Below are 15,632 nucleotides of genomic sequence, written 5' to 3' on the forward strand. Positions count from 1 at the left end.
GGCGCTTCGACCGCTGCTCACGCGCGGCGGGCGCCGCACCCGCCGCGCCCGCCGCGGGTGAACCGCGCCCGCGCCCCGCGCCCCGCGCCGGCGACGCGCCCGCCGCGCGTGAGCCGCGTGTAGCCCGCAGGTGACTCAGCGGTAATGGGTCTTCCGGCCCTGGGCCCCCTTCCGTACGACCGTACGATGGAGGGGGTTCAGTGTCGTACCAAAGGAGACCCCCGTGGCAGACGAGCTCACCCCGGAAACCCCGGACGAGACCGAAGAGCCGATCAAGCAGCGCAAGAACGGCCTGTACCAGGGCGTATCCGACGAGCTCGCCGAGAACATGAAGTCCGGCTGGGCCGACACCGAGCTGCACGGCCTGGAGCCGATCGCCCAGGCGCGGCACACCGCCGACCGCCGCGCCGCGCTTTCCGCGCGCTTCCCCGGCGAGCGCCTCGTCATCCCCGCCGGCAACCTGAAGACGCGCTCGAACGACACCGAGTACAGCTTCCGCGCGTCCACCGAGTACGCCTACCTCACCGGCGACCAGTCGCAGGACGGCGTCCTCGTCCTGGAGCCCACGAAGAGCGGCCACAAGGCGACGATCTACCTGCTGCCGCGCTCCGACCGTGAGAACGGCGAGTTCTGGCTCGACGGCCAGGGCGAGCTGTGGGTCGGCCGCCGCCACTCCCTGACCGAGGCCGAGCAGCTCCTCGGTATCCCGGCCAAGGACGTCCGCGAGCTGGCCGCCGCGCTCAAGGAGGCCACCGGGCCGGTCCGCGCCGTCCGCGGCCACGACGCCGGCATCGAGGCCGCGCTGGCCGACAAGGTCACCGCCGAGCGCGACGAGGAGCTGCGCGTCTTCCTCTCGGAGGCCCGTCTCGTCAAGGACGCCTTCGAGATCGCCGAGCTCCAGAAGGCCTGCGACTCCACCGCCCGCGGCTTCGAGGACGTCGTCAGGGTCCTCGACAAGGCCGAGGCCACCAGCGAGCGCTACATCGAAGGCACCTTCTTCCTGCGCGCCCGCGTCGAGGGCAACGACGTCGGCTACGGCTCCATCTGCGCCGCCGGCCCGCACGCCACCACCCTCCACTGGGTCCGCAACGACGGCGCGGTCCGCTCCGGCGAGCTGCTGCTCCTCGACGCCGGCGTCGAGACGGTCGAGCTCTACACCGCGGACGTGACCCGCACCCTGCCGATCAACGGCAGGTACACCGAACTCCAGCGCAAGATCTACGACGCCGTGTACGAGGCGCAGGAGGCGGGCATCGCGGCGGTGAAGCCCGGCGCCGCCTACCGCGACTTCCACGACGCCGCCCAGCGCGTGCTCGCCGAGAAGCTGGTCGAGTGGGGCCTGGTCGAGGGCCCCGTCGACCGTGTGCTTGAGCTGGGTCTGCAGCGCCGCTGGACGCTGCACGGCACCGGTCACATGCTCGGCATGGACGTCCACGACTGCGCCGCCGCGCGCACGGAGGCGTACGTCGACACCACCCTGGAGCCGGGCATGTGCCTGACCGTCGAGCCGGGGCTCTACTTCCAGGCCGACGACCTGACCGTGCCGGAGGAGTACCGGGGCATCGGCGTCCGGATCGAGGACGACATCCTCGTCACGGAGGACGGCAACCGGAACCTCTCCGCCTCGCTGCCGCGCCAGGCCGACGAGGTCGAGGCGTGGATGGCCGGCCTGAAGGGCTGACGCACCGCGCTTCGCACGAGGCGCGCGTACGACGAAGGCCTCCGCGGACGTCACGGTCGGCGGAGGCCTTTTCGTACACCTCGTCAGATCACACCGGGTCAGGTCAGCGCGAGCGGTGCGTCCGTCCGCCACTTCACGATCTTGTCGAAGCTGACCAGCGCCCCGCCTCGTCCCGTACGGCCGAAGTGGACGTGGTCCGCCAGCTCCTCGATCAGCCGCAGACCCCGCCCGTTCTCGGCGTCCGCGGCGGCGGAGGTCACCGGGAACCCGGTCCCGGAGAAGCCCGGCCCCGAGTCGGCCACCTCGATACGGCAGGTCTCGCCGTCCAGATAGGCCGTGACCCGGTACTCCTCCGAGGCCGGGCCGGAACCGGAGTCCCCGCCGTGCTCCACGGCATTGGCGCACGCCTCGGTCAGAGCGACCGACAGTTCGTAGGACACGTCGGGGTCGACCCCCGCCGTCTCCATCGTGCCGAGCAACAGCCGCCGGGCGAGCGGAACGCTCGCGGCCTCGCGCCTCAGATGGAGGGACCACCAGATGCTCATGCTTCAGCCTCCTGGCTGCGGCTCGACATGCTGCGGCGCGACATACCGTTACCTATTGCCGCCCTAAGGGGCCCGTAAGCCCCTCGCAACCACAAGAGCGCTCGTTCGGCGGATGTGTACACGCCGCGCGCCGGTGTATGCCCGGCCCGGGGGTCCCACCCCAGGCACCGCCCCTCACCTGCCCGACGCCCCGGCGGACGCCCCGTCCGAAGTCGGCCCGAAGGCACCAAAGGTGATCTTCCGGACCTGCCTCATGTGAGGCATGGGGCTGGTGCAATGATGGGCCCGCCATGTCTGCCCCCGCGCTCGCGCCACGCATGCTGAGGGCCGCGGTCTTCACCGCGGTCTGCGTCGTGCTGTCCGGACTCGGGCACGCCCTCGCCGCGTGCGCGGGCATCGCCCTGTGGACATTGGCCGTCGGATTCCTGACGATCTTCGGCGTCACCGTGCTCCTCGCCGGGCGGGAGCGCTCACTCCCCGCCATCGTCACCGCGCTGGCCGGCGGACAGCTCGGCCTGCACGTCCTGTTCGGGCTCGGACAGCGGCCGCTCTCGGTCGGCTCCCTCGGCCCGGTCACCGAGGACGCGCTGATCCGGATGGCCGCCAAGATCGTCTGTGGCGGCGGGGCGACGTCCCTGAGCGCCGCCGACGCCACCCGCATCATCACCGACGCCGGCCTCGACCCGGCCGACGCCGTCACCGCGCACGCGGCCCACGGCACCCACCTGGCGACCGGAGCGGCCGGAGCCGACCTCCTGCCCGACCTGCCGATGGCGCTCGGCCACCTCCTGGCCGCACTCGCCACCGGCTGGCTCCTGCGCCACGGCGACCTCGCCCTCGGCCGGCTCGTCCGGCTCTCCACCGACGGGGCGACCGAGCTCGCCGAATGCGCCCTCGTCCGCTCCCTGCGCGCCGCGCTGACTCTCGTACGGGCTCTGCTCGCCGGCCTCCCCGGGCTTCCGGCCGCCGGATCGCTGCGCCCCGCGCGTACCGCGGACGACACCTCGCCGCCCACCGGCGCCGAGGCACTCCAGCACACGGTCGTCCGGCGCGGCCCCCCGGCCGCCGACTGCGTCCTCGCAGCCTGACGCGGACCGCTCAACGAGAGCGGACCCGCGGCCCGTCGTACGCCCGCACCACCCGGAACACACCCTTCCGGCCGTCGGCGTGCCGGAACCCCGACCCTTCTTACGAGCTGGAGTGTCTGAAGTCATGAACGTTTCCCGTATCGCCCTCGCCGGCGGCATCGCCCTCTCCTCCGTCGCGCTGCTCTCCGGCACCGCCTTCGCGCACGTCGGCGTCCAGCCCCAGGGCGAGGCCGCCAAGGGCGGCTACGCCACGGTCAACGTCAAGGTCCCCAACGAGCGCGACAACGCCTCCACCATCAAGGTCGAGGTCAACTTCCCGGCCGACCACCCCCTCGCCTCGGTGATGCCGCAGCCCGTTCCGGGCTGGAAGGCCGAGACCACCAGGTCCACGCTCGCCAAGCCGCTGGAGCTGCACGGCAAGACCATCAAGGAGGCGGTCACCAAGGTCACGTGGACCGCCGAGGGCGGCGCGAAGATCGGCCCCGGTCAGTTCCAGCAGTTCCCGCTCTCCCTCGGCCAGCTGCCGGAGGACACCGACCAGCTCGTCATCAAGGCCATCCAGACGTACGACAACGACGAGGTCGTCCGCTGGATCGAGGAGCCCAAGGACGGCGCCGAACTCCAGAACCCCGCGCCCGTGCTGAAGCTCTCCGCGGCGAGCGACGACCACCACGGCGCCGGCGCGAAGACGGACGACAAGGCCGGCCACGACGACAAGGCCAAGGACGAGGCCAAGGGCGACAAGGCCCACACCGAGAGCGCCGCCGACTCCGGCAGCAGCGACACCACGGCCCGTGTCCTCGGCATCGTCGGCATCCTCGTCGGCGTCGCGGGCGTCGCCTTCGGCCTGCTCGCCGGCCGCCGCCGCTCGGCCTGAACCGAAAAGAACCACGAGAGAACGAGTTCCATGTCCGTCCAGAAGACGAACGATCCCAGCACCGACGCGCGCCCCCGGCCCAGCCGCCGCGCACCCATGATCGTCGCCGCCGCCGCAGTCGTCGCCGCCTCCGTGGTGACGGCCGCGGTCGGCCTCGGCGTCGGAGACGACAAGGCCACCGGCTCCGGCAGCGGAACGGTCGCCGAGGTCTCCGGCGGCAGCGACAGCACCCGGGCGGCGACCGTCCTCGACCGCCCCTTCACCAAGCCCGACCTCGTCCTCACGGACACCAAGGGCAAGCCGTTCGACCTTCGCGCGCAGACCAAGGGCAAGCCGACGCTGATCTACTTCGGCTACACGCACTGCCCCGACGTCTGCCCGCTGACGATGAGCAACATCGCCATCGCCAAGAAGCAGCTCCCCAAGGCCGACCAGGACAAGCTCCAGGTCGTCTTCGTCACCACCGACCCGGAGCGGGACACTCCGGCCGAACTCGGCAAGTGGCTGCCCGCCGCCGGAGACCCGTCCTTCGTCGGGCTCACCGGCGACTTCACCACGATCCAGGCGGGTGCCCGTCAGATCGGCATCGGCATCGATCCGCCGAAGAAGGAGAAGGACGGCTCGGTCGTCTCCATGCACGGAGCCCAGGTGATCGCCTTCTCGCCCACGACCGACCAGGGCTACGTCCTGTACGGCGAGGACACGAGGGTCGAGGACTACGCCAAGGACCTGCCGAAGCTCATCAAGGGGGAGAACCCGTGAACCGCCGCACCACCACCCTGATCGCCGCCCTCGCCCTCACCTCCGGGCTGGCGCTGACCGGGTGCTCGACCGACAGTTCCGCCGGGGCCGCCGGAGCCGACGGCAAGCCCGAACTGAAGGTCAGCGGCGCGTTCATGCCGCAGCCCGTGATGGACATGGCAGGCGGCTTCCTGACCATCAAGAACGACAGCGGCGCCGCGGACAAGCTGACCTCCGTCACGAGCCCGATCTCGGACGACGTCCAGATCCACGAGACGAAGAACCAGAAGATGCAGCAGGTGAAGTCCTTCGACATCCCCGCGAACGGTGAGCTGAAGCTCGAACGTGGTGGCAGTCACATCATGTTCATGGCGCTGAAGACCAAGCCGAAGCAGGGCGAGAAGGTCAGCATCGAGCTGCACTTCGAGAAGTCAGACCCCATCAAGGTCGACCTTCCCGTCGAGGCCGCCACCCACAACCCGAAGCAGCACTGAGCTACTTGAGGGACTGACGACACACATGCCCACCACCACCGCCCCGCGCCTCGGAACCGCCCTGGTTCGGCTGCTGCTCGTCGCGGCCACGCTTCTCGGCACCCTGCTCGCCGCAGCGGCGCCCGCGTCCGCGCATGCCGCGCTCACCGGCAGCGACCCGCAGGACGGGGCGGTGGTCGCCACCGCCCCCCAGGACGTCAACCTCACCTTCTCCGAGCAGGTCGCCATGAGCGACGACTCGATCCGGGTCCTCGACCCGGCGGGCAACCGCGTGGACACCTCCGAGATACGCGACCTGTGCAGCGGCTCGATCGTCAGATACGGGGTCGGACTCCGTGCCGGGCTGCCCGAAGGTACGTACACCGTCGCCTGGCAGACCGTCTCCGCCGACAGCCACCCCATCGCGGGCGCCTTCACCTTCTCCATCGGCGCCCCCTCCCAGACCACCGTCGCCCTCCCCGACCAGGAGGTCGGCGGCGGACTCGTCGGCGCGCTCTACGGCATCGCCCGCTATCTCTCGTACGGAGGTTTCGTCGTCCTCGTCGGCGGCGGCGCCTTCGTCCTCGCCTGCTGGCCGCACGGCGCGAGCGTCCAGGCCCTTCAGCGGCTCGTCGTCAGGGGCTGGCTCACCCTGACCGCGGCCACCCTGGCCATGCTGCTGCTCCGCAACCCGTACACCGGCTCCGGCGAACTCGCCGACGCCTTCGACCTCGGCGGGCTGGGCTCTGTCCTGGAGACGAAGACGGGCGCCGCGCTCATCTCCCGGCTGCTGCTGCTCGGCGCCGCGGCGCTCTTCATCGCCGTGCTCTTCGGGACGTACACCAAGCGGACGGACGAGAAGGAGAAGAAGGACCTCACCTTCGGTCTCGCGATCGGCGGCACCGTGGTCGCCGCCGGAATCGCCGGCACCTGGGCCCTCGCCGAGCACGCGTCCACCGGCATCCAGCCGGCGATCGCGATGCCCGTCGACCTGCTGCACCTGCTGGCCGTGGCGTCCTGGCTCGGCGGACTGACCGCCCTGCTCGTCGCGCTCTACCGGGCGCCGGGCATCGAGCGGGCGGCGGTGGAACGCTTCTCGAAGATCGCCTTCGGCTCGGTCGTCGTCCTCGCGGCCACCGGGCTCTACCAGTCCTGGCGTCAGGTCGGCTCCTGGTCCGCCCTGACCGGCACGTCCTACGGCCGGCTGCTCCTGGCCAAGATCGGGCTCGTGGCCGTCCTGGTCGGCATCGCCTGGGTGTCCCGACGCTGGACCCAGCGCCTCGGCGACCCGACGGCGTCCGAGCAGGCCGAGGAACCCGAGGAACCCGAGGAAGCCGAGGAAGCCGAGGAAGCCGAGGAAGCCGAGGAAGCCGAGGAGGCCGAGGAGGCCGAGGAGGCCCCCGAGGCGGAGGACACCACGCAGACCACCGCCGCAGAGGACGACCCGGGAGCGGACGACCGGGAACGGGCCGCTGAGAATGGGACCACTGAGAACGGGACCGCTCAGGAAGAGGCCGCTCAGGAAGAGGCCGTCGGCCCCGAGCGGGCCGCCCAGCTCGCCCGGCAGCGCGCCGCCGTCGCCACCGCCCGCACGAAGCGGGACCGGGACGCCGACCCCGAGCGCACCGGCCTGCGACGCTCCGTCCTGACCGAAGCCGTCGTCGCTGTCGTCCTGCTCGCCGTGACGACCGTCCTGACCTCGACCGAACCCGGACGCACGGAGGAGGAGTCGGGACGCTCGCAGTCCGCCTCCGGCTCGACCGCCGTCCCCGAGCGGCCCGTCGACATCCGGCTGCCCTTCGACACCGGAGGCGCCGCGGGCAAGGGGACCGTCCGGCTCAGCCTCGACCCCGGCCGGACGGGTGCCAACGTCCTGCACCTCTTCGTCGACGACCCCGACGGCCGACCCCTGGACCTTCCCGAGATCAAGGTCGCCTTCACCCTGAAGGCGAAGGACGTCGGCCCGCTGCCCGTCGTCCCCGAGCGGATCCAGGCCGGACACTGGAGCGCCAACGGAGTGCAGATTCCGATGGCCGGGGACTGGCAGATCCAGGTGACCGTCCGCACCTCCGACATCGACCAGACCACCATCGACAAGAACGTGAAGATCGGCTGACCGACGTGAGCAACGACGACAACCTTGAGATCTCCCGCCGACGGCTTCTCGGCACGGTCGGCGCGGCGAGCGCGGCCGGTCTCGCCCTCGGCGCGGCGGGCGGTACCGGGGTGTACGCGGCGGTCGCCGACTCCGGCACCTCCGCCTCTTCGGCCGGCGACGGGACGGCACTGACGACGGTCGGCTCCACCCAGGCGATGTTTCACGGGAAACATCAAGCGGGGATCACCACTCCGCTTCAGGCACGGGGCCATCTGATCGCCTTCGACCTCGCGCCCGGAGCCGGCCGCAAGGAGGCCGCAGCACTGCTGCGCCGCTGGTCGGCGACGGCCAAGGCCCTGATGGCGGGCGAACCGTCGACCGACGACACCGGCATCGCCCTGGACGCCGGACCCTCCTCCCTGACGGTCACCTTCGGCTTCGGCCACTCCTTCTTCGGCCGTACGGGACTCACCGCCCGCCGCCCCGCGCAGCTGGACGCGCTGCCCGCCTTCTCCGCCGACGCTCTCGACCCCAAGCGGTCCGAGGGAGACCTGTGGGTGCAGATCGGCGCCGACGACGCGCTGGTCGCCTTCCATGCCCTGCGCGCCCTGCAGAAGGACGCCGGCGCGGCCGCCACCGTCCGCTGGCAGATGAACGGCTTCAACCGGTCCGCAGGCGCCACGGCCAGGCCGATGACCGCCCGCAACCTCATGGGCCAGGTGGACGGAACCGGCAACCCCAAGCCGTCCGACCCCGACTTCGACCAGCGCGTCTTCGTCCCCGCCGGAGGCGGCACCGGCCCGTCCGGAGCGCAGGAGTGGATGGCCGGAGGCTCGTACGCGGTCGTCCGCCGGATCCGCATGCTGCTCGACGACTGGGAGAAGCTCCCCCTCGACAAGCAGGAGAAGGTCATCGGCCGCCGTAAGTCCGACGGAGCCCCGCTCACCGGAGGGACGGAGACCACCGAACTCGACCTCGACAAGACCGGACCCGACGGCAAGCTCGTGATCCCGGACAACGCCCACTCCCGGATCTCCGCCCCCGAACAGAACGGCGGAGCCGCCATGCTGCGCCGCCCCTTCTCCTTCCACGACGGCATCGCACCTGACGGCACCCCCGACGCCGGGCTGCTCTTCATCTGCTGGCAGGCCGACCCGCTCAGGGGCTTCGTGCCCGTCCAGCGGAAGCTCGACCGGGGCGACGCGCTCTCCCCTTTCCTCCGGCACGAGGCGAGCGGCCTCTTCGCCGTGCCGGGCGGGGCGGCGGAGGGCGAGTACGTGGGCCAGCGGCTTCTGGAGTCCTGAAAGCCGGGCGCCTATTAGGGTGACCGTATGTCAGCCACCCGGTATACGTATCTCGGCCCCGAAGGCACGTTCACGGAGGCCGCGCTGCGTACGCTGCCCGAGGCCGCGACCAGGGAACTCGTCCCGATGGTCTCCGTGCCCGCCGCGCTGGACGCAGTACGCAACGGAGAGGCAGCCGCCGCTCTCGTACCGATCGAGAACTCGGTGGAGGGTGGCGTCACCGCGACGCTGGACGAGCTGGCCTCCGGCGAACCGCTGATGATCTATCGCGAGGTGGTCCTGCCGATCGCCTTCGCGCTGCTCGTCCGGCCGGGCACCAAGCTGTCCGAGATCAAGACGGTCACCGGTCACCCCGTGGCGCAGCCGCAGGTACGGAACTGGCTGCGCGGCCACCTGCCCGAGGCCCTGTGGGAGTCGGCGGCCTCGAACGCGGACGGGGCCCGACTGGTGCAGGAGGGCCGGTTCGACGCGGCCTTCGCCGGCGAGTTCGCGGCGGTGACCTATGGCCTGGAGGCCCTGGTCACCGAGATCCATGACGCGGAGAACGCCGAGACCAGGTTCGTCCTGGTGGGCCGTCCGGCGCGGCCCGCGGCGCCGACCGGCGCGGACAAGACGTCGCTGGTGCTGTGGCTGGGTGATGACCATCCGGGTGCCCTCCTTGAGCTGCTCCAGGAATTCGCGGTGCGCGGGGTCAACCTGATGCTGATCCAGTCCCGTCCGACGGGCGCGGGGATCGGCAACTACTGCTTCGCCGTGGACGCCGAGGGCCATGTCTCGGACCGGCGTGTGGGCGAGGCGCTCATGGGTCTGAAGCGGATCTGCCCGAAGGTGCGGTTCCTCGGTTCGTACCCGCGGGCGGGCGTCGCGGTGGAGGACGTACGGGCGCTGCGGCGCGGGACGTCGGACGCGGAGTTCATGGCGGCCTCCGATTGGCTGGCGAGGGCCCAGGACGGTCGGGCCTGACCTGATCGTGCCCCATCGCCTCGGTCGCCGGGGGCGGTCGTCCACAGGCACGAACCATTAGTCCTACCTGCATATTTTCCTTCCACCCACATAGTTATCCACAGGCTGTGCGCTCAACCTGGGGACAAGTCGATATGGCTGGGGAGTGAGGTCGACAAATCGCCCCAGTCGGCTCCCTGTCACCCACAGGGCGCAGCTCGCCTCACGTCACCCCCATTCCGTTGATCAACTCTTTAGGGCGAGCGAGAGCGAGGAATTCCCACTCGGAAGAGTGTCCGGGGGTGGTTTGATCATGATTGCGCCCAGAAATTCGTTCATCATCCACAGAAGTTCCGCACAGCCTGTGGAAAACTCCGCGAGGCACGCATCCGCTGTGGAGAAGTCCGTGTCCGCACAGGGCGGTTCGGTCAGCCGCGCGTGCCGGTCCGCCCCTTTTCGGGGGCCCCTGTCCTGTTTATTGACGAATAGGGAGAGCATTTCCCAATACCGGCAATTCGGGCATAGCGACACGCACGGCTATATCGGGTGGGGTGGGCCGAGCACGCACCGGTAGCCTGGTGGGGTGATTGACCTTCGCCTGCTCCGTGAGGACCCCGACCGTGTTCGCGCCTCCCAGCGCGCCCGTGGAGAGGACGTCGAGCTCGTCGACGCCCTGCTCTCCGCCGATGAGCGGCGCAGGTCGTCCGGCGTCCGCTTCGACGAGCTCCGATCCGAGCAGAAGGCGCTCGGCAAGCTGATCCCCAAGGCCTCCCCCGAGGAGCGCGCCGAGCTCCTGCAGAAGGCCGAGCAGCTCAAGGCCGACGTCAAGGCCGCCGAGGCCGAGCAGAACGAGGCCGACGAGACCGCCCGCGCGCTCCTGCTCCAGCTCGGCAACATCGTCCACACGGACGTGCCCGTCGGCGGCGAGGAGGACTTCGTCGTCCTTGAGACACACGGCACGATCCGCGACTTCGCGGCCGAGGGCTTCGAGCCCAAGGACCACCTGGAGCTGGGCGAGGCGCTGGGTGCCATCGACGTCGAGCGGGGCGCCAAGGTCTCCGGCTCGCGCTTCTACTACCTGACGGGTGTCGGCGCCCTGCTGGAGCTGGCCCTCGTCAACGCGGCGATCGCGCAGGCGACCGAGGCCGGGTTCATCCCGATGCTGACGCCGGCGCTGGTCCGCCCGCGTGCCATGGAGGGCACCGGCTTCCTCGGCCAGGCCGCGGAGAACGTGTACCACCTGGAGAAGGACGACTTCTACCTCGTCGGTACGTCCGAGGTACCGCTCGCCGCGTACCACATGGACGAGATCATCGACGCGGACAAACTTCCGCTGCGCTACGCCGGCTTCTCGCCGTGCTTCCGCCGCGAGGCCGGCACCTACGGCAAGGACACCCGGGGCATCTTCCGGGTCCACCAGTTCGACAAGGTCGAGATGTTCTCGTACGTCGCCCCGGAGGACGCCGAGAACGAGCACAAGCGGCTCCTGGAGTGGGAGAAGCAGTGGCTGACCAGCCTTGAGCTGCCCTTCCAGGTCATCGACGTGGCCACCGGCGACCTCGGCTCCTCCGCCTCGCGCAAGTTCGACTGCGAGGCCTGGATCCCGACGCAGGGCAAGTACCGCGAGCTGACCTCCGCGTCGAACTGCGACGGCTTCCAGGCACGCCGCCTGTCCGTACGGATGCGCGACGAGCGGGGCGGCAAGAAGGTCGTCCAGCCGCTGGCGACGCTGAACGGCACGCTGTGCGCCGTACCGCGCACGATCGTGGCGATCCTCGAGAACCACCAGCTCCCGGACGGTTCGGTGCGGGTGCCCGAGGTGCTCCGGCCGTACCTGGGTGGCCGCGAGGTCCTGGAGCCGATCTCCCGGTGAGTTCCTTCCCGTACAAGCTCGTCGCGACGGACCTCGACGGCACGCTGCTGCGCGCCGACGAGTCCGTCTCGGAGCGGACGCGTGACGCTCTCGCCGCCGCGGTGGCGGCGGGGGCGGCGCACATCGTCGTCACCGGCCGGTCCGTCCCCTGGACGCGGCACATCCTCGACGACCTCGGCTACGAGGGACTCGCGGTCTGCGGTCAGGGCGCGCAGGTCTACCACGCGGGCGAGCACCGGCTGCTGACCTCGGTCACCCTGGACCGGCAGCTGGCCGGCCTGGCGCTGTCGAAGATCGAGGCCGAGGTGGGCCCGCTGGCCCTGGCGGCGAGCAGGGACGGCCTGGACGGCGAGGTGCTGGTCAGCCCCGACTACCGGGTGCAGGAGGGGCCGCTGCCGTTCGTGCCCTTCGAGGACCCGGCGGAGCTGTGGTCCGCCCCGCTGAACAAGCTCTACATCCAGCACCCCACGCTGTCGGACGACGAACTGGCGGGCGCCGCACGGCACACGGCAGGCAGCCTGGTGGACGTGGTCATGGCGGGGCCGGGGATCGTGGAGATCCTCCCGCTGGGTCTGAGCAAGGCAACCGGCCTCTCGCTCGCGGCGCGCAGGCTCGGTGTGAAGGCGGCGGAGACGATCGCCTTCGGCGACATGCCGAACGACATCCCGATGTTCGGCTGGGCGGCACGGGGTGTGGCGATGGCGAACGCGCACGAATCCCTGAAGGCGGTCGCGGACGAGGTGACGGCCTCGAACGAGGACGACGGCATCGCGGTGGTGCTGGAGCGCCTGCTGCAGGCGTAGGTGCAGGCGCAGGCGTAGGCACAGGCGCAGGCGTAGGACCATGCGTGGCGCGGAGGATGCGCGAATCGAACGCGCGCGGGGGTGACCCCGACCATGGCTTAGCAAGCCAGTGCCTTACCGCTCGGCCAATCCTCCAGGTGGGCGGCCTCACGCGGAGAACCCGCGCGCTCGAAGCGGCCGCCCCGGCGGCGCTAGGGGGCGCCGCCCTGCAGGGAGCTCGACGGACTCGAACTCCGGCTCGAACTGGTGTCGGTCGTCATCGTGCTCCTCCCCGGTCTCGCGGCCGGCCCGGCGGCCTCATCGGCGGGCGTCTCCCGCACAACCAGTGTGCGCGCGGGGAAGGTTCGGAAGCCAACGGTTTTCCGTCCGGCATGTCTCATGTCAGCAGCAGGCAGGCCGGCCCGATGGCGAGAGAGATCGCGTGCCCCGGATCCGATGACGATGCTGGTGATCGCGATGACGAGCGGCCACAGACGCGTACCGGGTGACGAACGCACCCACGACCTGACGGTCGGGACGGTTCGCCACCCGGCGTAGCACCACCGGGGAGGGTTTCACTCGGCACGTTTCAGTGCCTGTACCCCGCGCCGGGAGGGTTCTCAGAAATTGATCATGTGTCCGGCAAGACCGTGGACGGCTTCCTTCACGGCCTCGCCCAGCGTCGGGTGCGCGTGGACGTTCCGCGCGACCTCGTGGACCGTCAGGTCCCACTGCTGGGCCAGCGTCAGCTCGGGCAGCAGCTCGGTGACGTCGGGGCCGATCAGGTGGGCGCCGATGATCTCGCCGTACTGCGCGTCGGCGATGATCTTCACGAAGCCGGTGGAGTCGCCGAGGCCGTGCGCCTTGCCGTTCGCGGTGAACGGGAACTTCGCGACCTTGACGTCGTACCCCTTCTCCCGCGCCTGCGCCTCGGTCCAGCCGAAGCTGGCGATCTGCGGCTGGCAGTAGGTGGCGCGCGGGATCATCGGGTAGTCGAGTTCCATGGTCTCGGCGTCCCCGATGGTCTCGGCGGCGACGACGCCCATGGACTCGGCGGTGTGCGCGAGCATGAGCTTCGCGGTCACGTCGCCGATGGCGTAGATGTGCGGCACGTTGGTACGGCAGCGGCCGTCGACCTCGATCGCGCCGCGCTCGGTGAGCGCCACACCGGTGGTCTCCAGGCCGTAGCCGGAGACGTTCGGGGCGAAGCCGATGGCCTGCAGGACCTTGTCGGCCTCCAGGACCTTCTGCGCGCCGTCCTTGCCTGTGACGGTGACGCGGACCTGCGGGCCGGACTCGTCGATCGCCTCGACGCGGGTGGAGGTGAGGACGTCGATGCCGAGCTTGCGGTACTGCTTGGCCAGCTCCTTGGAGACGTCCGCGTCCTCCAGCGGGGCGATCCGGTCGAGGAACTCGACGATGGTGACCTTCACGCCGTAGTTGTGCAGGACGTAGGCGAACTCGATGCCGATCGCGCCGGCACCGGCGATGACGATCGACTGCGGCACGTCCTCGGCGAGGATCTGCTCCTCGTACGTCACGACGCGCTCGCTGAGGGCGGTGCCCGGCAGCAGGCGCGGGGTGGCGCCGGTGGCGATGATGCAGTTGTCGAAGGTGATCGTCTGCGTGGTGCCGTCGGACTTGGCGACCTGCATCGTGTTCGCGTCGACGAACGTGCCGCGGCCGTCGAACTCCGTGATGCCGTTCTTCTTCATGAGGAAGTGGACGCCCTTGACCCGGCCGTCCGCGACCGAGCGGCTGCGGCTGAACGCCTCGCCGTAGTCGAAGGAGACCGTGCCGTCGACCTTGATGCCGAAGGTCTTGGCCTCGTGGTTGAAGATGTGGGCGAGTTCGGCGTTGCGCAGCAGCGCCTTGGTGGGGATGCAGCCGACGTTCAGGCAGACACCGCCCCAGTACCTCTCTTCGACGACCGCGACCCGCTTGCCCAGCTGGGCGGCACGGATGGCGGCGACGTAGCCGCCGGGGCCAGCTCCGAGTACGACGACGTCGAAGCGGTCTGACATGACTGACTCCCGAGGGTGGTGAGGGTGTTCGTGTCCCGTACGGAGCCACAGTAGTCCGGCACTCCTCGGAGGGCCCGAGAGCCAGTCGTAGGACGACCGGGCGACCGGGTCGATCATGGCGAAGTGTCGCAGGCCCGTCGGCTGTCTGCTCGCGGTGGCCGGGCCGCTGGTCGTCGGCGCGGTACACCAGGCCACCGGCTCGTGGACGGTGTCGATCGTCCTGGTCCTGGGCGTCTGCGCGACCGCCCTGGTGGGGGCCTGCTCACGGCCGGAGACCGCAAGGTCTGACCCACCCGAGGCAGGAGCGAGGCCCGAGCGGAGGGCCGTTCCAAGAACGCTTGGAGGGCCCGCTCGGAGGGGCCCCTCGGAGGGCCGGTCCGAGAACGCTCGGAGGGGCCCGCTCGGAGGCCCACCGAGCCTCACTCGGCGACGCACCCGGCCTCCCGCGGGGGCCTCGGTGCGTCGCTTCGTCCTACGCGTCCTACTCCTCACCCGCCAGCTTCAGCGTCCGCAGCTTCTGGCCCGCGTACCAGGTCGCGAGGACCGTCACACCGATCAGCAGCGACACCGCCGTCGCCAGGCCGACGTCCGAGGTGATGAGACCCTCGCCACTGACCTTCTGGGCGACCGCGAGCGACCACTGCTGCACGCTCAGCGTCTTCGCTCCGGAGATCAGCGAGCCGAACAGGGCCTCCCAGACCAGCGCGTAGACCAGCCCGATGACCACCGCATGGCGGCTGACCGTGCCCAGCAGCAGGAAGAGCGCGCTGTACGCGATGGAGGCGACCAGCGCCGCGACGGTGTACGCCACCGCCACCTGCTGGCCGTTGCCGTTGAGGATCATCCCGGCGATGAAGGTCGGTACCGCCGAGAAGACCATCGTCACGGCGATCGCGACGATCAGCTTGGTGAAGATGATCGACGGCCGTTTCACCGGCTTGGACAGCAGATAGACGATGGAACCGTCGTCGATCTCGGGGCCGATCGCGCCCGTTCCGGCGATGACGCCGATCAGCGGCACCATCGTGGCGAGCGCGAAACCGCCGAGGACGTCGGCCGCGACCTGGTCGTCGGCGCCGTTGAACACCCGTACCGCCGCGGCGATCGCCAGCAGGAGCGCGGGCAGCAGGAAGAGGATCAGCGCCCGCCGGCGGCCGAGGAGGGCCCGGTAGGTGAGCCGGGCGACTGTGGGGTTGTACATCGG

At 70.5% G+C, this 15,632-nt stretch carries 13 protein-coding genes and 1 tRNA gene; 10 read left to right on the top strand and 4 right to left on the bottom strand.

Annotated elements, in window-relative coordinates; translation table 11 throughout:
• Positions 1-223: 223 nt before the first annotated feature.
• Positions 224-1,681, top strand: a complete 1,458-nt coding sequence (locus ACFUJR_RS14075; RefSeq protein ID WP_383163680.1) for an aminopeptidase P family protein — start codon at positions 224-226, stop codon at positions 1,679-1,681.
• 98 nt (positions 1,682-1,779) lie between these two features.
• Here ACFUJR_RS14075 and ACFUJR_RS14080 read toward each other — a convergent pair whose 3' ends face one another.
• A complete protein-coding gene (locus ACFUJR_RS14080; RefSeq protein WP_383163678.1) occupies positions 1,780-2,226 on the bottom strand; it encodes an ATP-binding protein in 447 nt (148 codons plus the stop codon).
• A 290-nt stretch (positions 2,227-2,516) separates the two neighbouring features.
• Between ACFUJR_RS14080 and ACFUJR_RS14085 the strand changes: the two genes are divergently transcribed.
• From ACFUJR_RS14085 to ACFUJR_RS14125, 9 genes are all read left to right on the top strand, one after another.
• Positions 2,517-3,314 (top strand): hypothetical protein, encoded by a 798-nt coding sequence (locus ACFUJR_RS14085; protein ID WP_383163676.1) that lies wholly within the window; start codon positions 2,517-2,519, stop codon positions 3,312-3,314.
• A gap of 124 nt (positions 3,315-3,438) precedes the next feature.
• Positions 3,439-4,191 (top strand): YcnI family protein, encoded by a 753-nt coding sequence (locus ACFUJR_RS14090; protein ID WP_383163674.1) that lies wholly within the window; start codon positions 3,439-3,441, stop codon positions 4,189-4,191.
• Between the two features lie 96 nt (positions 4,192-4,287).
• Entirely contained in the window at positions 4,288-4,953 is a 666-nt protein-coding gene (locus ACFUJR_RS14095) for an SCO family protein (RefSeq protein WP_383163757.1), read from the top strand.
• Positions 4,950-5,426 (top strand): copper chaperone PCu(A)C, encoded by a 477-nt coding sequence (locus ACFUJR_RS14100; RefSeq protein ID WP_383163672.1) that lies wholly within the window; start codon positions 4,950-4,952, stop codon positions 5,424-5,426. Before ACFUJR_RS14095 ends, ACFUJR_RS14100 begins: the two co-directional genes overlap by 4 nt.
• A gap of 25 nt (positions 5,427-5,451) precedes the next feature.
• On the top strand, positions 5,452-7,521 hold the full coding sequence (locus ACFUJR_RS14105; protein ID WP_383163670.1) for a copper resistance protein CopC: 2,070 nt from the start codon (positions 5,452-5,454) through the stop codon (positions 7,519-7,521).
• A 5-nt stretch (positions 7,522-7,526) separates the two neighbouring features.
• Positions 7,527-8,807, top strand: coding sequence for an iron uptake transporter deferrochelatase/peroxidase subunit (efeB, locus tag ACFUJR_RS14110; RefSeq protein ID WP_383163668.1), 1,281 nt, complete (start codon positions 7,527-7,529; stop codon positions 8,805-8,807).
• Positions 8,808-8,834: 27 nt separating this feature from the next.
• On the top strand, positions 8,835-9,770 hold the full coding sequence (gene pheA, locus ACFUJR_RS14115; RefSeq protein WP_383163666.1) for a prephenate dehydratase: 936 nt from the start codon (positions 8,835-8,837) through the stop codon (positions 9,768-9,770).
• A 562-nt stretch (positions 9,771-10,332) separates the two neighbouring features.
• Positions 10,333-11,622, top strand: a complete 1,290-nt coding sequence (gene serS, locus ACFUJR_RS14120) for a serine--tRNA ligase (RefSeq protein ID WP_383163664.1) — start codon at positions 10,333-10,335, stop codon at positions 11,620-11,622.
• A complete protein-coding gene (locus tag ACFUJR_RS14125) occupies positions 11,619-12,425 on the top strand; it encodes an HAD family hydrolase (RefSeq protein ID WP_383163662.1) in 807 nt (268 codons plus the stop codon). Before serS ends, ACFUJR_RS14125 begins: the two co-directional genes overlap by 4 nt.
• A 50-nt stretch (positions 12,426-12,475) precedes the next feature.
• Here ACFUJR_RS14125 and ACFUJR_RS14130 read toward each other — a convergent pair.
• From ACFUJR_RS14130 to ACFUJR_RS14140, 3 genes are all read right to left on the bottom strand, one after another.
• Positions 12,476-12,560, bottom strand: a tRNA-Ser gene (locus tag ACFUJR_RS14130).
• Positions 12,561-13,024: 464 nt separating this feature from the next.
• Positions 13,025-14,428, bottom strand: a complete 1,404-nt coding sequence (gene lpdA / locus ACFUJR_RS14135; protein ID WP_383163660.1) for a dihydrolipoyl dehydrogenase — start codon at positions 14,426-14,428, stop codon at positions 13,025-13,027.
• A gap of 481 nt (positions 14,429-14,909) precedes the next feature.
• On the bottom strand, positions 14,910-15,629 hold the full coding sequence (locus ACFUJR_RS14140) for an ABC transporter permease subunit (protein WP_352188593.1): 720 nt from the start codon (positions 15,627-15,629) through the stop codon (positions 14,910-14,912).
• Positions 15,630-15,632 lie beyond the last annotated feature (3 nt).

It is taken from the genome of Streptomyces sp. NPDC057271 (assembly GCF_042668715.1).
In the GTDB taxonomy this organism is placed as follows: domain Bacteria; phylum Actinomycetota; class Actinomycetes; order Streptomycetales; family Streptomycetaceae; genus Streptomyces.